General features: G+C 73.7%; 18 protein-coding genes. 10 read left to right on the top strand and 8 right to left on the bottom strand.

The features are described from left to right. Positions 1-186 precede the first annotated feature (186 nt). On the bottom strand, positions 187-1533 hold the full coding sequence (locus ACIBNE_RS21530; RefSeq protein ID WP_399273828.1) for a metallophosphoesterase: 1347 nt from the start codon (positions 1531-1533) through the stop codon (positions 187-189). A 292-nt stretch (positions 1534-1825) separates the two neighbouring features. Here ACIBNE_RS21530 and ACIBNE_RS21535 point away from each other — a divergent pair, with 292 nt between their 5' ends. Then, positions 1826-2005: a DUF397 domain-containing protein gene (locus ACIBNE_RS21535; RefSeq protein ID WP_399273830.1), complete on the top strand. Its 180-nt coding sequence runs from the start codon at positions 1826-1828 to the stop codon at positions 2003-2005. A 119-nt stretch (positions 2006-2124) separates the two neighbouring features. Here ACIBNE_RS21535 and ACIBNE_RS21540 read toward each other — a convergent pair whose 3' ends face one another. After that, a complete protein-coding gene (locus ACIBNE_RS21540; RefSeq protein WP_399273832.1) occupies positions 2125-2373 on the bottom strand; it encodes an SCO4848 family membrane protein in 249 nt (82 codons plus the stop codon). A gap of 181 nt (positions 2374-2554) precedes the next feature. On the opposite strand from ACIBNE_RS21540, the gene ACIBNE_RS21545 reads away from it, so the two are divergent. Further along, positions 2555-3835: a D-alanyl-D-alanine carboxypeptidase family protein gene (locus ACIBNE_RS21545; protein WP_399273833.1), complete on the top strand. Its 1281-nt coding sequence runs from the start codon at positions 2555-2557 to the stop codon at positions 3833-3835. Between the two features lie 54 nt (positions 3836-3889). Here ACIBNE_RS21545 and ACIBNE_RS21550 read toward each other — a convergent pair whose 3' ends face one another. Next, complete coding sequence (locus tag ACIBNE_RS21550) at positions 3890-4801, bottom strand: YihY/virulence factor BrkB family protein (RefSeq protein ID WP_399273835.1); 912 nt, start codon at positions 4799-4801, stop codon at positions 3890-3892. Positions 4802-5096: 295 nt separating this feature from the next. Between ACIBNE_RS21550 and ACIBNE_RS21555 the strand changes: the two genes are divergently transcribed. Then, complete coding sequence (locus tag ACIBNE_RS21555) at positions 5097-5867, top strand: decaprenylphospho-beta-D-erythro-pentofuranosid-2-ulose 2-reductase (protein WP_399273837.1); 771 nt, start codon at positions 5097-5099, stop codon at positions 5865-5867. A gap of 86 nt (positions 5868-5953) precedes the next feature. Here the strand turns inward: ACIBNE_RS21555 and ACIBNE_RS21560 are convergent, their stop codons facing one another. Beyond that, positions 5954-6532, bottom strand: coding sequence for a 2'-5' RNA ligase family protein (locus ACIBNE_RS21560; protein WP_399274260.1), 579 nt, complete (start codon positions 6530-6532; stop codon positions 5954-5956). Between the two features lie 190 nt (positions 6533-6722). Continuing rightward, positions 6723-7760, bottom strand: a complete 1038-nt coding sequence (gene trpS, locus ACIBNE_RS21565) for a tryptophan--tRNA ligase (RefSeq protein WP_399273839.1) — start codon at positions 7758-7760, stop codon at positions 6723-6725. A 50-nt stretch (positions 7761-7810) separates the two neighbouring features. On the opposite strand from trpS, the gene ACIBNE_RS21570 reads away from it, so the two are divergent. From ACIBNE_RS21570 to ACIBNE_RS21585, 4 genes are all read left to right on the top strand, one after another. Beyond that, positions 7811-8485 (top strand): RNA polymerase sigma factor, encoded by a 675-nt coding sequence (locus tag ACIBNE_RS21570; RefSeq protein ID WP_399273841.1) that lies wholly within the window; start codon positions 7811-7813, stop codon positions 8483-8485. Continuing rightward, positions 8478-9389 (top strand): hypothetical protein, encoded by a 912-nt coding sequence (locus ACIBNE_RS21575; protein WP_399273843.1) that lies wholly within the window; start codon positions 8478-8480, stop codon positions 9387-9389. The genes ACIBNE_RS21570 and ACIBNE_RS21575 overlap by 8 nt, the downstream gene beginning before the upstream one ends. A 102-nt stretch (positions 9390-9491) precedes the next feature. Then, entirely contained in the window at positions 9492-9716 is a 225-nt protein-coding gene (locus tag ACIBNE_RS21580) for a hypothetical protein (RefSeq protein ID WP_399273845.1), read from the top strand. Then, the gene (locus ACIBNE_RS21585; RefSeq protein ID WP_399273847.1) at positions 9713-10339 is read left to right on the top strand and encodes a hypothetical protein; all 627 of its coding nucleotides are present in this window, start codon (positions 9713-9715) and stop codon (positions 10337-10339) included. Before ACIBNE_RS21580 ends, ACIBNE_RS21585 begins: the two co-directional genes overlap by 4 nt. Positions 10340-10554: 215 nt before the next feature. On the opposite strand, the gene glyA is transcribed toward ACIBNE_RS21585, so the two are convergent. Continuing rightward, positions 10555-11838, bottom strand: a complete 1284-nt coding sequence (gene glyA / locus ACIBNE_RS21590; RefSeq protein WP_399273849.1) for a serine hydroxymethyltransferase — start codon at positions 11836-11838, stop codon at positions 10555-10557. Between the two features lie 293 nt (positions 11839-12131). Here glyA and rocD point away from each other — a divergent pair, with 293 nt between their 5' ends. Together rocD and ACIBNE_RS21600 are read left to right on the top strand one after the other, a co-directional pair. Further along, positions 12132-13343: an ornithine--oxo-acid transaminase gene (gene rocD, locus ACIBNE_RS21595; protein ID WP_399273851.1), complete on the top strand. Its 1212-nt coding sequence runs from the start codon at positions 12132-12134 to the stop codon at positions 13341-13343. Positions 13344-13548: 205 nt separating this feature from the next. After that, positions 13549-14283: a polysaccharide deacetylase family protein gene (locus tag ACIBNE_RS21600; protein ID WP_399273853.1), complete on the top strand. Its 735-nt coding sequence runs from the start codon at positions 13549-13551 to the stop codon at positions 14281-14283. Positions 14284-14384: 101 nt separating this feature from the next. Here ACIBNE_RS21600 and ACIBNE_RS21605 read toward each other — a convergent pair whose 3' ends face one another. Further along, a complete protein-coding gene (locus tag ACIBNE_RS21605) occupies positions 14385-15107 on the bottom strand; it encodes an isocitrate lyase/phosphoenolpyruvate mutase family protein (RefSeq protein WP_399273855.1) in 723 nt (240 codons plus the stop codon). 31 nt (positions 15108-15138) lie between these two features. Further along, positions 15139-15639: a carboxymuconolactone decarboxylase family protein gene (locus ACIBNE_RS21610; protein WP_399273857.1), complete on the bottom strand. Its 501-nt coding sequence runs from the start codon at positions 15637-15639 to the stop codon at positions 15139-15141. Between the two features lie 47 nt (positions 15640-15686). Here ACIBNE_RS21610 and ACIBNE_RS21615 point away from each other — a divergent pair, with 47 nt between their 5' ends. Then, entirely contained in the window at positions 15687-17087 is a 1401-nt protein-coding gene (locus ACIBNE_RS21615; protein ID WP_399273859.1) for a PLP-dependent aminotransferase family protein, read from the top strand. Positions 17088-17203 lie beyond the last annotated feature (116 nt).

Here is a 17203-nt window from a genome sequence, read left to right on the forward strand (position 1 = left end):
CACGTTCTTCACAATGCGAAAGGGGAGACTTGGGTCTCACAGGTAACTATCCGGAATACCGTGACAGAGCGCTCACGGTGCGTGAGAAGGGGCAGGGTCCCGAGCCCGCTTTCGCGGGGTCCCGCACCCGCTTCCACGGAGCCTCACGCCTGCTTTCACGGGTCCCGCGCCTGCCTCCCCGGAGCCTCACGCCTGCTTGGAGGCCAGCTCCACGACCGTGATGTCGGACTCCGCGCCGACCCGCACGGGCGGGCCCCAGGCGCCCGCGCCCCGCGAGACGTACAGCTGGGTGTCGCCGTACCGCTCCAGGCCCGCGTTCGTCGGATTGGCCAGCTCGGCGAGGTAGTTGCCGGGCCACAGCTGCCCGCCGTGGGTGTGCCCGGAGAGCTGGAGGTCCACCCCGTGCTCCACCGCGTCGTGGATCACCACTGGCTGGTGCGCGAGGAGCACGGAGGCGCGCGAGCGGTCGCGGTCGCCCAGGGCGCGCACGAAGTCGGGGCCCTGCCCCTCGCTCTCGCCCGCGATGTCGTTGACCCCGGCGAGGTCGAAGCCCGCGAGCTCGACGCGGTCGTTCTCCAGCGGGCGCAGGCCGAGTTCGCGGACGTGCTCGACCCACTGTTCGGCGCCGGAGAAGTACTCGTGGTTGCCGGTGACGAAGAACGTGCCGTGCCGCGAGCGCAGTTGGGTGAGCGGCTCGGCGGCCGGGCCGAGGTCGGCGACGGTGCCGTCGACCATGTCGCCGACGACGGCGACGAGGTCGGGCTGGGTGCGGTTGATGGTGTCGACGATGCGCTGGGTGTGGGCGCGGCCGAGGATCGGGCCGAGGTGGATGTCGCTGACGACCGCGATGCGGTAGCCGTGCGCGGAGCGCGGCAGCTTGGCGAGCGGCACGGTGACGCGCTTGACGCGGGGGCCGCGCAGCACGCCGTACGTGCCGTACCCGACGGTTCCGAGCGCGGCGGTGGCGGCGGCCCCGGCTATGGCGCGGGAGACGAAGAGGCGGCGGGAGAAGTCGGAGGGTACGGGGGCTGCGGGGGTTACGGGGCCGGGCTCGGGGTGCTCCGGCTCGGGGGTGCCGCCCGCCGCTGGGGCCGGGGCGCTCTCGGGCGCCACGGCCGCCACCGCCACGGGCTCCGGCTGCCGCTCCGGCCGCTGCTCCGGCAGGGACACCGACCCCGGCTCCTCCGCCTCCCCCGTCTCCCCCGCCTTGCGGGGCCGGGGCCGGGGCCGCAGCAGCCACCAGCGGACGGCCTCGCCGACCACCAGCGCGAGCACCAGGTAGAGGAGCACCGCGAGCCAGAGGTAGCCGGGCCAGGCCACGACCTGCTGCACCCGGAACGGCGCCCCCGCCCGCCCGGACGCCAGCGCGGCGAACGACAGGAGCGGCAGCGTCCAGAGCGCGACGGTCCCCGCTCTTCGCGGCCGTCCGCCGGGGGACGTGGTGTCCCGCACGAGACGGCACCACACATAGCGGTGCACGGCCGCCAACAGGGCGACGACCAGCAGCAGTACGAGCCCGAAGACGACGATCACGGGTCTGCTCCCCTTTTCGGCAGCAGCGCGCTGAGCCCTGCCACGTGCGGCGTCCGCCCAGCGTACGAGACGCCTCTCGGCCCCTCGGGAACGGGCTACCCGGGCGGCGGCGGGCCGTACGGGAAGCCGCCCACGTAGTGCTCGTACGCGGCGACCCTCCGCGATTCGGCTTCCTGCGCCGCACGACGTGCACGGCGCCCCTTTCCCGGGACCCGCCCCTCCTCATTCCCGGACACTCTGACGAGGGTCCTCGCCGTGTCGACGCGTCCGCCGGAACCAGTTCCTCGACCACGTGCCGGCGCATCCAGTGGTCGACGTCGTCCGCCCGTCCCCTTCACTTGCCGTGGAATGGCTGCCCGGCGCCGCGACCACGGACGCCGTACCCGTCCGCGACAGCAAGACCCCCCACGGCGCCCGCCTCACCCCCAGCGCCCACGCCTGGCAGACCTTCATCGACGGCTTCAAGGGCTGACCCCGAGCACACCGAAGCCCCGCCGCTCCCGCTCCGGGAGGGCGGGGCTTCCTCGCGTCCCCGTACCTGCGGCGTGGCGTCCCTCACATCCCCGTGCCTCGCCCCGTCAACCGCGCGGGTCAGCCGGTCGGCTCCTTGCGGAGTACACGGATCGAACGGAACCCGACCGCTCCGACTGCCGTCCCCAAGAGAAAGGACGTGATGGCGAGCAGCAGATGGACCCAGAAGTAGGCGGTCGGGTCGCCCGCGTCGTCGAAGGCGAGACCGCTGCCGTCCTGCCACAGGTTCTTGACGAAAGAGATCCAGATGAACCAGCTCCACACTCCGAACGCGAGCAGGAACCAGGAGACGGAGCGGCTGAGCTTCATGCGTCCAGTATCTCCGCGGGGTTCCGGCCGGGGGCCGGGGGGTGGAGCACCTGAGGGATCCCCGGCCGGATCCCCGGCCGGAACCCGGGTCCGGCCGCGCGGTGGGCTGTCCCGGCGGTGTGCACGGCGGGTCCCGCTGCCGGTGTCCGCTTATCTTTCTTCGCCCTGTACGTTCCTGACCGTGTCCGCTCTCAAAAAGACCGCCCTGACGGTCGCCGCCGCTTCACTCCTGCCTGTTGTCCTCGCCGCCCCCGCCTCCGCGGACGACCCCAAGAACAAGGCCGCCGCCAACCAGCCGCAGCCCAAGCCCCCGGCCGTCATGTCCAAGGTCGGCGGCGAGCGGCTGGGGCTGCCCGGCACGCAGGTGAACCTCGGCCCCGGCGCGCCGGTGCTGCCCAAGGAGCTGAGCGGCCGGTCCTGGATCGTCGCGGACGCGGAGAGCGGCGAGGTGCTGGCCGCGCACAACGCGCACTGGCGGCTGCCGCCCGCGTCCACCCTGAAGATGCTCTTCGCGGACACGGTCCTGCCCAAGCTGCCGAAGGAGCAGGCGCACACGGTCGAGCCGAAGGAACTCCAGGGCATCGGCGAGGGCTCCAGCGCGGTCGGCGTGAAGGAGAACCACGCGTACACCGTGCACGACCTGTGGCTCGGCGTCTTCCTGCGCTCGGGCAACGACGCGGTGCACGTCCTGTCCGAGATGAACGGCGGCATCGCCAAGACCGTCCAGGACATGAACCAGCACGCGGCGGAGCTCCAGGCGCTGGACACCCACGCGGTCTCCCCTGACGGCTACGACGCCCCGCGCCAGGTCTCCTCCGCGTACGACCTGACGCTGTTCGCGCGCTCCGGGCTCCAGAAGAAGGACTTCCGCGAGTACGCCTCGACGGCGACCGCGAAGTTCCCCGGCGAGGTCGACAAGAAGACCAAGAAGCGCGAGTACTTCGAGATCCAGAACACCAACCGGCTGCTGACCGGCGCCAACGGCGTGGCCCCGTACAAGGGCATCGCGGGCGTCAAGAACGGCAACACCACGCACGCGGGCAGCACCTTCACCGGTGTCGCGGAGCGCAACGGCCGGGTGCTGCTGGTCACCGTCATGAACCCGTCCTCGACCGAGGGCCACGCCGTCTACAAGGAGACCGCGCGCCTGCTGGACTGGGGCTTCGCGGCTGCGGGCAAGGTCCAGCCGATCGGCGAGCTGGTGCCGCCGAAGTCCGCGCGGACGGGCGGCGGCGCGTCGAACGGCGCGCCCGGCACCGACAAGGCTGCGGGCGACAAGGGCTCGGACAAGGGCAAGGGCGGCAAGCACCAGGCGTCCGTGGCGGCGGACGAGGACTCCAGCGGCGTGGGCATCGCGCTCGCGGTGCTCGGCGGGGTGCTGGTGCTCCTGGCGGGCGGGGTGTTCCTGCTCAACCGGCGGCGGCCGCTCGCGGGGCTGCTTCGGCGGCGCCCGCGCGGCTGAGACACCGGGCGCGGCGGGACGGGGCCGGGCCCGGCGGAACAGGGCCGGGCCCCGTCAGTCGCGTGGCTCCGGGCCCGTGGGGTCGTCGGACCCCGCGGGCCCTCCCGTCTCCTCCGGGGTGTGCCCCGTCGCGGTCCAGGAGGCGCAGTACAGCGTCAGCTTCGCGGTGAAGTTGATCCACAGCAGCAGGGCGACCGGGACGCCGAACGCCCCGTACATGCTCTTGCCCGCGACGCTCCCCATGTAGCCGCTGAGCAGCAGCTTCAGCAGCTCGAAGCCGACCGCGCCGAGCAGCGCGGCGAACACCAGCTTGCGGCGGTGCGGCTGGACGCCGGGCAGCAGCGTCAGTACGTAGAGCAGCATCAGGAAGTCCGCCGCGACGGCGACGGCCAGCGCGGCGACCTTCAGCAGGACGCTCGCCGCGCCGCCCTCGGAGATCCCCAGCAGATCGGCCGTCCGGTCGACGGCGAGCGTGCCGAGCGCGGACGCGGCGAGCGAGGCGAGGCCCGTCGCGCCGAGGCCGAGCAGCACGCCCATGTCCTTGGCCTTGCGCAGGAAGACGTTCTCGTCGTCGTCCTCGTCGATCTCCCAGACGGCGCGCAGACAGCCGCGGACCGAGCCGACCCAGCTGATGCCGGTGTAGAGCAGCACGGCTCCGGCGACCAGCCCGACGGTGCCCGCGTTCTGGACGAGGGAGTCCAGGTCGAGCTGGTCGGAGATGCCGGGCACCTGCTCGGCGATCTTGTCCTCGGCCTTGTTCAGCTGGTCGTCGGTGAGCAGCGCGGCGCCGACGGCCGCGCCGACGGCGATCAGCGGGAAGAGCGCGACGAAGCTGAGGAAGGTGATCGCGGCGGCGAGCCGTTCCCAGTGGACCCGGACCAGCGTCTCGTACGAGCGCCAGGCGTGCGTGTCCATCAGCCGCGTCAGCGGCGGGCCGATGACCGGGAGTTTCGTCAGCCAGTCCATGAGCGGCGAGTACCCTCCGGCGTACGAAAGACGAGTGTTTCCGCGCCCCGGCGTGCGGGGCCGTGGCCTGGACCCTACCCAGGGGGAGCGCCGGTACGGCGGTGGCGCGAGGGGCGTGGGACGTGTCCCGTGCCACGTGGTGGGGTCGGGGCGGCGTCGGCCCCGGGCGGCGTGCGGGCCGGGGACGCGGGTACGGCCATTTCGGTGAGGGGATCGAAAGGTCGACCAAAGGGCACTTTTCGGGGCGATACGGTCACTTTCGTTCGTGTGGTCCCCACCCTTCGAAAGGCCGCCCATGAAGGACACGCTCGGCGCCCCCCGCTCGCTCCTCCTCCTCGGCGGCACCTCGGAGATCGGTCTCGCCACCGCCCGCCGCCTCATCGCCCGCCGCACCCGCACCGTCTGGCTCGCCGGGCGCCCCTCCCCCGCGCTCGACGCCGCCGCCGACCAGCTCCGCGCGCTGGGCGCCGACGTCCGCACCGTCGCCTTCGACGCCCTCGCCCCTGCCGCCACGCACGAGGACGTGCTCGGCCGGGTCTTCGCCGGGGCCGCGGAGGAGGGCGGCATCGACCTCGTCCTCCTCGCCTTCGGCCTCCTCGGCGACCAGGCGCGCGACGAGGAGCGCCCGCAGGACGCCGTGCGCGTCGCACAGACCAACTACACCGGCGCCGTCTCCTCCGGCCTCGTCTGCGCCGCCGCGCTCCAGGCCCAGGGCCGGGGCTACCTCGTCGTGCTCTCCTCCGTCGCGGGCGAGCGCGCCCGCCGCATCGACTTCATCTACGGATCGAGCAAGGCGGGCCTGGACACCTTCGCCCAGGGCCTGGGGGACGCGATGCAGGGGACGGGCGTGCACGTGATGGTCGTGCGCCCCGGATTCGTCCGGTCCAAGATGACGGCCGGCCGGGAGGAGGCGCCGCTCGCGACGACGCCCGAGGCGGTGGCCGAGGCCATCGAGACGGGGCTGCGCCGCAGGTCGGAGACGGTGTGGGTGCCGGGCTCGCTGCGCGTGGTGATGTCGGCGCTGCGGCACGTGCCGCGCCCGCTCTTCCGCAGGATCCCGGTGTAGCCGGGGCCCCGCCCGGGCCCCGGAGGACACGCGGGGCGGGGGCGGGGGGGCTACGCGAGGGCTGGGGACTACCCGAGGGCTGGGCGCTACGCGGGGGCGGGCTCGTCCGCCGGGGAGTTCTGCGCGGGCAGCCCCGCGATGCCGCCCCCGAACGCGTACTCGCGCAGCTTGCGCCACACGCCGTCCGCGCCCTGCTCGTACAGCGCGAACGACGCACAGGTCCACTCCGCGCCGAACTCCGCCAGCTCCTCGTACGCCCGGTCCATCGCCTCGTCGGGGATGCCGTGCGCGACCGTGACGTGCGGGTGGTACGGGAAGTGCAGCTCGCGCACCAGCGGACCGGGCTCGTCCCGCACCCGCTCCTGGAGCCAGGTGCAGGCCGAGCCGCCCTCGACGACCTGGACGAAGACGACGGGCGACAGCGGGCGGAAGCTGCCCGTGCCGGAGAGCCGCATCGGGAAGGGCCTGACCGCGGTGGCGACCTCGGTGAGGTGCGCCTCGATCGCGGGCAGGTCCACCGCGTCGACCTCGGTCGGCGGCAGGAGCGTGACGTGCGTGGGGATGCCGTGAGCAGCGGGGTCACCGAAGCCCGCGCGCCGCTCCTGGAGCAGGCTGCCGTACGGCTCCGGGACCGCGATCGAAACGCCGAGCGTTACGGTCCCCACGTCGTTCTCCTCCATGCCTGGTGATCGTTTCCGGTACGGGCCCGCAGGGGCACCGCCGCCAGTGTGGCGCCTGCGGTGCCTGCGTGGCCAGGGCCCTTGGTCTCCGGTTCGGTGCCGGTTCGACTCCCGTTCCCGGGGCCGAAAGGGCAGCGGGGCCGCGCGCCCGTACAGGGCCCCGCAGGGCCCCGGGTCAGTGCTTGGCCGGCAGGAAGCCCACCTTGTCGTAGGCGACCGCCAGCGTCTCGGCGGCGACGGCGCGCGCCTCCTCCGCACCCTTGGCCAGGATCGAGTCCAGCGTCTCGGGGTCGTCCAGATATTCCTGCGTACGGGTCCGGAACGGCGTGACGAATTCCACCATGATGTCCGCGAGGTCCGTCTTGAGGGCGCCGTACATCTTGCCCTCGTACTCCTTCTCCAGCTCCTCGATCGTCTTGCCGGTGAGCGTGGAGTGGATGGTGAGGAGGTTGGAGACGCCCGGCTTGTTCTCGGCGTCGTAGCGGATCACCGTGTCGGTGTCGGTGACCGCGCTCTTCACCTTCTTCGCCGTCGCCTTCGGGTCGTCGAGGAGGTTGATGAGGCCCTTCGGCGTGGAGGCCGACTTGCTCATCTTGATCGACGGGTCCTGGAGGTCGTAGATCTTCGCCGTCTCCTTGAGGATGTACGGCGACGGGACCGTGAACGTCTGGCCGTAGCGGCCGTTGAAGCGGTCCGCGAGGTCGCGGGTCAGCTCGATGTGCTGGCGCTGGTCCTCGCCGACGGGGACCTGGTGGGCCTGGTACAGCAGGATGTCCGCGACCTGGAGGACCGGGTACGTGAACAGGCCGACCGTGGCGTTGTTCGCGCCCTGCTTGGCGGACTTGTCCTTGAACTGCGTCATGCGGCCGGCCTCGCCGAAGCCCGTGAGGCAGTTCATCACCCAGGCGAGCTGCGCGTGCTCGGGGACGTGGCTCTGGATGAAGAGGGTGCAGCGCTCGGGGTCGAGGCCCGCGGCGAGCAGCTGGGCGGCGGCGAGCCTGGTGTTGGCGCGCAGCTCCGCCGGGTCCTGCGGGACCGTGATCGCGTGCAGGTCCACGACCATGTAGAACGCGTCGTGGGACTCCTGGAGCGCCACCCACTGGCGGACCGCGCCGAGGTAGTTCCCGAGGTGGAACGAGCCTGCGGTGGGCTGGATTCCGGAGAGCACGCGGGGGCGGTCCGTGCGCGGACGTGTGGAGGCCATGCGCGCCATTCTCTCAGGTGCGCGAAGCAGGTGCGGAACCGATCTCCGGCGGCCGGTGTATGAAGGGTGTGGAGACGCTGGAGGGGGGCCGCACCGTCGACGACGATGCCGCGGTGATCGCTCGCGTGCGCGCCGGGGAGCCGGACGCGTACGCCGAGCTGGTGCGCGCCCACACGGGAGACGCGCTGCGGGCGGCGGTCACGTTCGGCGCGGGGGCGGACGCGGAGGACGTGGTGCAGACCGCGTTCTTCAAGGCGTACCAGTCGCTGGGCTCGTTCCGGGACGGGGCCTCGTTCCGGCCGTGGCTGCTGCGGATCGTCGTGAATGAGACGAAGAACATAGTGCGTTCGACCGGGCGGCTGCGGGCCGTCGCGGGCCGGGAGGCGCTGCTCCAGGGGGCGTCCGAGCCGCTGATACCGGACTCGTCGGACCCCGCGGTCGCGGCGGTGGAGCGGGAGCGCCGGGAGGCGCTGGTGGCCGCGCTCGACGGGCTGAGCGAGGCGCAGCGCCAGGTCGTCACGTGCCGGTACCTGCTGGAGATGGACGAGGCGGAGACCGCCGAGGCCCTGGGGATGCCGAGGGGGACGGTGAAGTCGCGGCTGAACCGCGCGCTGAAGAAGCTGGGGCGGCTGCTGCCGGAGGCGTGGGAGCCGGCGGGGGGTGCGGAGTCGTTGGAGGGGGCGGGGCCGGACGCGGGCGACCGGACGCGGGGAGGAGGTGGAGCGCGTGAGTGAGGAGGAGCGCGGCGGGCTGCCGGACGAGCTGCGGGCGCTGGGGCGGCGGATTCCGGTGCCGGACGTGGACGGGCAGACGATGGCCGAGCGGGTGCTGGCGCAGCTGCTCGCCGAGTCGGTGCCGGTGCCGGTGGCCGCGTCGGGGGCCGGGGCGGAGGCTGTGTCGGGGGCCGGGGCGGGTGCGGCCGCCGGGGCGCGGGGCCGGGTCGTGCGGGTGCGGCGCTGGGCGCGGCGGCGGTGGCGGGCGCTGGTGGCGGCCCTCTCGGGGCTGCTGGTGGTGCTGGCGCTCACTCCCCCGGTGCGGGCCGCGGTCGTGGACTGGTTCGGCTTCGGCTTCGGCGGGGTGGAGGTGCGGTACGACCCGTCGGCGCCGCCGCCTCCCGGGCCCGACGCGCGGGGCGCGGACTGCGGGCGGCCGGTCTCGCTCGCGGAGGCGGAGCGGCGGGCCGGGTTCGACGTGCTCGTGCCGGACGTGCTGGGCGCCCCGGACGTGGTGTCGGTCTCGGGCGCGGGCGAGGGCCGGTGGATGGTGAGCCTGTGCTGGCGGGAGCGGAAGGGGCGGGGCGGAGGCGGAAGCGGGGGCGCGGTGCGGCTGGACGAGTTCGGGGCGGGGCTGAGCACCGGGTTCACCAAGACGCTGCGGGTGCGGCCGCAGTGGGTGGAGGTGGCGGGGGAGAGCGCGCTGTGGTTCCGGCAGCCGCACCTGCTGTCGTTCCGGCTGTCCGATCCGGGCGGGGGCGGGGAGTGGGTGCGCGAGGAGCGGACGGCGGGGCCGACGCTGCTGTGGACGCGGAGCGGTGCGGGCCAGGTGGTGACGCTGCGGCTGGAGGGCGTCGCGGAGCTGCGGGACGCCCTCGGGACAGCCGAGTCCGCGGGATCTCCCGGGCCCGGCCGAAACGGCTGAACTCGCCCCGGAGAAAGGGGAACCCGCAGGGCTCGGGCGGTGTATCAGAGGTGACGCGGACACGGTACGGACGGTCCGTACCGGCGTCGGCAGGGGGACATCATGCGACTGCCAGAACTGCGGGGGCTGCGGGGGCTGCGGGGGCTGCGGGGGCGATCGAAACCGCGAGGCCCGCGGCCACGCGCCGCGCTGGTGGCGGCGCTCGGACTGCTCGGGCTGCTCGGCCTGCTTGGGCTGCTCGGGCTCTTCGCTCCGGGAGCGGCGGCGGGCGGGCCGACGAACGACGGCCGGGAGCCGGGCCCGCGCCAGCAGTCGGTGGACCGGTGAGGGGGCGGGGCCGCGCGGGGGCGGCGCGGCTCTGGGCACTGCTCGCGGCGCTGCTCGCGGCGCTCGCGGGCGTGACCGCCGGGGTGCTGGGGGCGGCCGCACCGGCCACCGCCGGCGGACCGGACCGGGTGGTGGCGGTGGAGACGGGGACGGGCGACACGAAGCTGCTCGGGCAGCGGGACCACCGGGAGTTCCGGCGGTTCCTCGACCTGCTGCCGCCGTTCTCGGGCGCCGCGCCCGTGCCGGAGCCCAAGTCGCCGATGGACTACGGGGAGGCGCAGGTCGCGATCCTGGTGGCGAGCGGACAGGTGCTGGTGGACACGTTCCAGGTGTTCCGCACGGACGACGGGAGACGCTGGCTCTTCCAACGGGACCGGCCAGCCTGGTACCGGGCCCCGGCCGAACTGGTCGGCGCGCTGGACGGAATGGGGCTGCTGGACCGCCTGGAGACCGAGCAGGCCGACCGGGCACTGAAGGAGGCTTCGGCAGAAGACGCGCCACGAAGTGGCCCGAGCGGCCCCGAGTGGTGGTGGTCAGCAATACCGGGCGCGGGCCTGGGGGTCGCGGCGGGTGCGGCAGGAGGGGTACTGGCGATACGCCGCCGGTGGACGGAAGCGCCTTGAAAGGGGCGCGGGACTGCGCCCGATGCACGGCCCCGCCGCCCAGGCGCCCCGATAGGGGCGCGGGGAACTGCGCGAGAGTGGGGCACACGCCGCACCGACCCACCCACCCCCGAGCGGGCTCGCCCCAAGCCCCACCCCACCCCACCCACCCACCTACCCACCCAGACCCACCCGGCCCCGCCCTCCCGGACGCACCGCCGGGCGCCCGCCCCCGATCAGACGGCGAGACCGGGAGCCGGGTACGCGGCCATCAACTCACCGACCTCCGCACGGATCACGGCCAGGGCCCCCTCGTCGCCCGCACGGGCAGCCACGACGGCCCGGTCGATCCACTCGGCGACGACCGCCATGTGCTCGGCGCCGAGGCCGCGCGAGGTGAGGGAGGGGGTGCCGATCCGGATCCCGGAGGGGTCGAACGGCTTCCGCGGGTCGAAGGGCACGGTGTTGTAGTTGACGACGATCCCGGCCCGGTCGAGGGCCTTCGCCGCGACCTTGCCCGGCACGTCCTTGGCGGTGAGGTTGATGAGGACGAGGTGGTTGTCGGTGCCGCCGGACACCAGGTCGAAGCCGCGGTCCAGCAGGGCGGCGGCGAGCGCGCGGGCGTTGGCGACGACGGAGTGCGCGTAGGTGCGGAAGGAGGGCTGGGCCGCCTCGTGGAGGGCGACGGCGATCGCGGCGGTGGTCTGGTTGTGCGGGCCGCCCTGGAGACCGGGGAAGACGGCCTTGTCGATGGCCTTGGCGTGTTCCTCGCGGGACATGAGCATCGCGCCGCGCGGGCCGCGCAGGGTCTTGTGGGTGGTCGTGGAGACCACGTCCGCGTAGGGGACGGGGGACGGGTGGGCGCCGCCCGCGATCAGCCCCGCGATGTGGGCGACGTCGGCGACGAGCACCGCGCCGACCTCTCGGGCGATCTCGGCGAAGGCCGCGAAGTCGATGGTGCGGGGAAGGGCGGTGCCGCCGCAGAAGATGACCTTGGGGCGTTCCTTGTGGGCGAGTTCGCGGACCTCGTCGAAGTCGACGAGCCCGGTGTCGGCCCGTACGCCGTACTGGACGCCGCGGAACCAGGTGCCGGTGGCGGAGACGCCCCAGCCGTGGGTGAGGTGGCCGCCCATGGGGAGGGCCATGCCCATGACGGTGTCGCCGGGTTCGGCGAAGGCGAGGTAGACGGCGAGGTTGGCGGGTGAGCCGGAGTAGGGCTGGACGTTGGCGTGCTCGGTGCCGAAGAGGGACTTGGCTCGGTCGACGGCGAGCCGTTCGACCAGGTCGATGTTCTGCTGGCCCTCGTAGTAGCGGCGGCCGGGGTAGCCCTCGCTGTACTTGTTCTGCAGGACGGTGCCCGAGGCTTCGAGGACGGCCCTGGAGACGTAGTTCTCGCTGGGGATGAGCCGGAGCGTCTCGGCCTGGAGGCGCTCTTCGGCACGGACCAGGGCGGCGAGTTCGGGATCGGTGGCGGCGAGGGCCGGATGGGGCGGGGCGAGAGGGGACTGGGGGAGCGTCATGGTGTCCTCCGGGTCGATGCGTTGCTCGGTACCCGGGGTGCCCAGGCGGGCGGCACCTCGTCGTGGCGGTCCCGCGCGGCTCCCCCGGGGTCCGTTCCCCGTGCGCCAGTCGCCGCGCGTGTCGCACACCCTAGCGGGCAGCCTGAAACGAGGGTCTTTGTGTCCGTATGGCGAGCGGAGGGAGAAGAAGGAGATAGAACAAGAAGGGACGAAGACCTCGTTCTGGTTGCCCGATTTGCTCGACGACTTGCCCGACGAATTGCTCGACGACTTGCCCGACGAACGGAGAGACCGTGCCAGAGACGGAAACCGCCAGCGCCATCGCCTCGGCAGAGGCCCACAGCGCGCACAACTACCATCCGCTGCCGGTCGTCGTGGCCTCGGCGGAGGGCGCCTGGATGACCGACGTCGAGGGGCGCAGGTACCTCGACATGCTCGCCGGGTACTCCGCGCTCAACTTCGGCCACGGCAACCGCAGGCTGATCGACGCGGCCAGAGCGCAGCTGGAGCGGGTGACGCTGACCTCGCGGGCGTTCCACCACGACCGGTTCGCCGACTTCTGCGCGCAGCTCGCCGAGTTGTGCGGCAAGGAGATGGTGCTGCCGATGAACACGGGCGCGGAGGCGGTGGAGACCGCCGTGAAGACGGCGCGCAAGTGGGGGTACCGGGTCAAGGGCGTGCCGGACGGCCGGGCGAAGATCGTGGTGGCGGCCGACAACTTCCACGGCAGGACGACGACGATCGTCAGCTTCTCGACCGACCCGGAGGCGCGCGCGGACTTCGGCCCGTACACACCGGGCTTCGAGATCGTGCCGTACGGCGACCTCGCGGCGCTGGACGCGGCGGTGGACGAGGACACCGTGGCGGTGCTGATCGAGCCCATCCAGGGCGAGGCCGGGGTGCTGGTGCCGCCCGCCGGGTACCTCGCGGGGGTGCGCGAGCTGACGCGCGCGCGGAACGTGCTGTTCGTCGCGGACGAGATCCAGTCGGGCCTGGGCCGTACGGGCAGGACGTTCGCGTGCGAGCACGAGGGCGTGGTGCCGGACGTCTACGTGCTGGGCAAGGCGCTGGGCGGCGGCGTCGTGCCGGTGTCGGCGGTGGTGGCGGACGCGGACGTGCTGGGGGTCTTCCGGCCGGGCGAGCACGGCTCGACGTTCGGCGGCAACCCGCTGGCCTGCGCGGTCGCGCTTGAGGTCATCGCGATGCTGCGCACGGGCGAGTTCCAGCAGCGGGCGACGGAGCTGGGCGAGCACCTGCACCACGAGCTGGGGCTGCTGGTCGGCGGCGGCGCGGTGGACGCGGTGCGCGGCCGGGGCCTGTGGGCGGGCGTGGACATCGCGCCGTCGCGCGGCACGGGCCGGGAGGTCTCGGAGCGGCTGATGGAGCGCCGGGTGCTGGTCAAGGACACGCACGGGGCGACGATCAGGATCGCGCCGCCGTTGGTGATCAGCAAGGAGGACCTGGACTGGGGCCTGGAGCACCTGAGGGAGGTACTGGAGGGCTAGCCCGAAGGCGCGGGCACGGGGCGGGCACAGGGCGGACACGGGAGGGCGCCGGGCAGCGGGCTCCCTGGCATCGCGACGTCGCGGCACCAGGGCATCGCGGCACCAGGGCGTCGCGGCACCAGGGCATCGCGGCATCGCGGGCGATCAACTCGTACTCTCCGCACGACTCTTGACGCGGGCTTTGGTCTGGACCAAAGATGCCGCCATGTCCATGCCGAGATCCCGAGCGGTACTCGCCGCCCTCGCCCCGTTCCTGCTGCTCCTGGGCGCCACCGGTTCCGCACACGCGCAGGCCGCGCAGGCCCCGCAGGCCGCGCGCGCGGCGGCACCGGCGGCGGCACCGGCGGCGGCCTGGCCCGAGCCCGCGCCCGTCATCTCGCGGGTGGCGACCGACGACCCGGTCGTGTTCATCACCATCGACGACGGCTGGGTGCGCGACCCGGCCGCCGCGCGGCTGCTGATCGAACGCCGGGTGCCCGCCTCGCTCTTCGTCCTGCCGGACGCGGTGGCGGCCGACCGCGCGTACTTCCAGGGGCTGCTCGCGCACGGCCCCTCCCGGGTGGAGAACCACACCGTGACCCACCCCCACCTGGAACAGCTCCCCGGCGCGGCCGCGCAGCGCGCGGAGATCTGCGGGGCGCGGGACCGGCAGCTGGCGGCGTTCGGCGACTCGCCCCGGCTGCTGCGACCGCCGTACGGGACGTACGACGAGACGACCCGGACCGCGGCGCGGGCCTGCGGGGCGGAGGCGGTGGTGACGTGGACGCACGACTTCACGACGTGGGGCGAGTGGACGCCGCCGACGCCGGTGCTCCAGCGGGGTGACATCGTCCTGCTCCACTTCACGGGGGACCTCAGGGCGGATCTGACGCGAGCGCTCGACGCGGCGCGAGCGGCGGGCCTGCGTCCGGCAGCGCTGCGGGACTACTTGCCCCGGTGACTCGGAGGGGCGGCGGTGGCAGGGCCGCTGCGCGGGCACTCCCCCACCCCGCCCCGGGCAACGCCCCCGCCTCCTCACCTCCGCCCCCCTACCTCCGCCACCTACCTCCGGAGACCCTCCGCCAGGCCCCGTACCGCGGCCATCGCCTGCCGCTGCAAGTACGGACCGAACGTGATCCGCGTCGCCCCCAGCTCGCCCAGCTCCGAGATCAGCATCCCCCCGTCCCCCGGCGCCGTGTTGATCGGCACCCCAGGGAACTCCTCCCGCAGCAGCGGAAGCTGCTCGGGCGGGACGAAGATCGGGTAGATCCCGTCCGCCCCCGCCCCGAGGTACCTCCCCGCCCGCTCCACCGCGTCGTCGCTCTTCCCGTCCCCGTACAGATACGTGTCGACGCGCGCGTTGATGAACAGGTCGGGCCCCGCCACCTCCCGCACCTCCGCGAGCCAGTCCGCGTGCCGCGCCGGGTCCTTGAGGACGCCGCCCTCGGAGTCCTCCAGGTTGCAGCCGACCGCCCCCGTCGCCAGGAGCCGTTCGACCAGCTCGCGCGGCGGCAGCCCGTACCCGCCCTCGACGTCCGCCGAGACCGGCACGTCGACCGCGCGCACGATGCGCGCGACCGCCGCGAACATCTCGTCGGCCGGGGTCAGCCCGTCCTCGTACCCGAGCGACGCCGCGACCCCCGCGCTCGGCGTCGCCAGCGCGGGGAACCCCGCGTCGGCGAAGACCCGCGCGCTGCCCGCGTCCCAGGGGCCGGGCAGCACGAGCGGATCGGCGGCGGCCCGCCCCTGGTGCAGCGCGCGGAAGGCGCCGAATTCTCCGGACACTTCGAGAATGCTCCTCACCCTGTCGACGGCCTCAGTGCTTGTACTGGCCGGGCGTGTAGTGGCCGGGCACCATCCGCGTGGACACGGCGAACCGGTTCCACGCGTTGATCACGGTGATCGCCGAGATCAGCTGGGACAGCTCCGCCTCGTCGAACTCCTTCGCCGCCCGCTCGTACACCTCGTCCGGCACGAACCCGTCGGTGAGGACCGTGATCGCCTCGGCCAGCTCGATCGCCGCGATCTCCTTCGGCGTGTAGAAGTGCTTCGACTCCTCCCAGGCGCTGAGCTGGACGATCCGCTCGACGGACTCGCCCGCGGCGAGCGCGTCCTTGGTGTGCATGTCGAGGCAGTACGCACAGTGGTTGAGCTGCGACGAGCGGATCTTGACCAGTTCGAGCAGCACCGGGTCGAGCCCCTGGCGGGCCGCCGCGTCGAGCTTCAGCATGGCCTTGAAGACCTCGGGCGCGTGCTGGTGCCACTCCAGGCGCGGGGTGTGCTCGGGGTTGAGGTTCTTGCTCTCGTTGTTCGTCATGGCTACGACCGTACGGCCCCGATGGCGCAGGAGTATGGTCCATTTCCATGACGGAATCGTGGGCCACTTCGTTCGGCGTGGACCTCCACCTGGAGCTGGCCGACGGCGGGCTGCGCAGCGGCCTCATGGACGCGCTGCGCGAGGCGATCCGCACCGGGCGGCTGACGCCTGGCACCCGCCTGCCGTCGTCGCGCTCGCTCGCCGCCGACCTGGGCATCGCGCGCAACACGGTGGCCGACGCGTACGGGGAGCTGGTCGCCGAGGGCTGGCTCACCGCGCGCCAGGGCTCGGGCACGAGGGTCGCCCAGCGCGCCGCGCCGCGCAAGGCCGCCGCGCCCGCCGCACCGCGCTCGCGCCCCGCGCGGCGCCGGCCGCAGTACAGCCTCATGCCCGGCACCCCCGACCTCGGGACCTTCCCGCGCGCGGAGTGGCTGCGCGCGGCGCGCCGCGCGCTGACCGCCGCGCCCAACGAGGCCTTCGGGTACGGCGATCCGTCCGGGCGCGTCGAGCTGCGCACCGTACTCGCCGACTACCTCGCCCGCGCCCGCGGCGTCCACGCGCACCCGGACCGGATCGTGATCTGCTCCGGCTTCGCGCACGGCCTGATGCTGATGGCTCAGGTGCTGCGCGCCCGGCGGGCGCGGGAGGTGGCCGTCGAGTCGTACGGGCTGGACGTGCACTGGAGCCTGCTCACCGAGCGCGGACTGCGCACCCGCGCGCTGCCGCTGGACGAACTCGGCACGGACACGCGCGGGTTGGACCGGGAGGGCGCGGTGCTGCTGACCGCGGCGCACCAGTTCCCGATCGGCGTGCCGCTCCACCCCGACCGGCGGTCCGCCGTCGTGGACTGGGCGCGGGCGACGGGCGGGCTCGTCCTGGAGGACGACTACGACGGGGAGTTCAGGTACGACAGGCAGCCCGTCGGGGCGCTCCAGGGCCTGGACCCCGAGCACGTCGTCTACCTCGGCACGGCCAGCAAGTCCCTCGCGCCGGGGCTGCGGCTGGCGTGGATGGTCGTGCCCGACGGGCTGGTGGCGGAGGTGTTGGCGGCGAAGGGGGCGATGGACTGGGTGTGCGGCACGCCGGACCAGCTGACGCTCGCGGAGTTCATCGCGTCGGGCGCGTACGACCGGCACGTGCGGGGGATCCGGCTCCGCTACCGGCGGCGGCGCGACCAGCTCGTCGAGGCGCTGGCCGCGGCGTCGCCCGAGACCGCGGTGTCGGGGATCGCGGCGGGGATGCACGCGCTGGTGGAGCTGCCCGGCGGCATGGAACGCCCGGTGGTCCAGGCGGCGGCCTGGCAGGGGCTCGCGGTGGAGGGCCTGGCACGCTACCGCCACGGGACGGCGCCGGGGGCCGGGCGGGACGCGCTGGTGGTCGGCTACGGCACCCCGCCGGAGAGCGCGTGGCACGGAGCACTCGACGCCCTTTGCCGGGCGCTGCCCTAGGGGGATGCGGCACCGGCCCCACCCCCGCGCGGTTCCCCGCGCCCCCGCCGGGCCCCTGCGCGGAACGGGCCCACCCCGCACACCGCCCTGCACACCCGCACGCCCGCCCCGTACGC

It is taken from the genome of Streptomyces sp. NPDC050504 (assembly GCF_044458065.1).
In the GTDB taxonomy this organism is placed as follows: Bacteria; Actinomycetota; Actinomycetes; order Streptomycetales; family Streptomycetaceae; genus Streptomyces.

Coding starts and splice junctions, on each gene's coding strand:
- ACIBNE_RS21550 (WP_399273835.1), bottom strand. CDS start 4,801: ATGGACTGGCTGACGAAACTCCCGGTCATCGGCCCGCCGCTGACGCGG.
- ACIBNE_RS21615 (WP_399273859.1), top strand. CDS start 15,687: ATGACGGAATCGTGGGCCACTTCGTTCGGCGTGGACCTCCACCTGGAG.
- ACIBNE_RS21600 (WP_399273853.1), top strand. CDS start 13,549: ATGTCCATGCCGAGATCCCGAGCGGTACTCGCCGCCCTCGCCCCGTTC.
- ACIBNE_RS21540 (WP_399273832.1), bottom strand. CDS start 2,373: ATGAAGCTCAGCCGCTCCGTCTCCTGGTTCCTGCTCGCGTTCGGAGTG.
- ACIBNE_RS21610 (WP_399273857.1), bottom strand. CDS start 15,639: ATGACGAACAACGAGAGCAAGAACCTCAACCCCGAGCACACCCCGCGC.
- ACIBNE_RS21580 (WP_399273845.1), top strand. CDS start 9,492: ATGCGACTGCCAGAACTGCGGGGGCTGCGGGGGCTGCGGGGGCTGCGG.
- trpS (WP_399273839.1), bottom strand. CDS start 7,760: ATGGCGCGCATGGCCTCCACACGTCCGCGCACGGACCGCCCCCGCGTG.
- ACIBNE_RS21555 (WP_399273837.1), top strand. CDS start 5,097: ATGAAGGACACGCTCGGCGCCCCCCGCTCGCTCCTCCTCCTCGGCGGC.
- glyA (WP_399273849.1), bottom strand. CDS start 11,838: ATGACGCTCCCCCAGTCCCCTCTCGCCCCGCCCCATCCGGCCCTCGCC.
- ACIBNE_RS21570 (WP_399273841.1), top strand. CDS start 7,811: ATGAAGGGTGTGGAGACGCTGGAGGGGGGCCGCACCGTCGACGACGAT.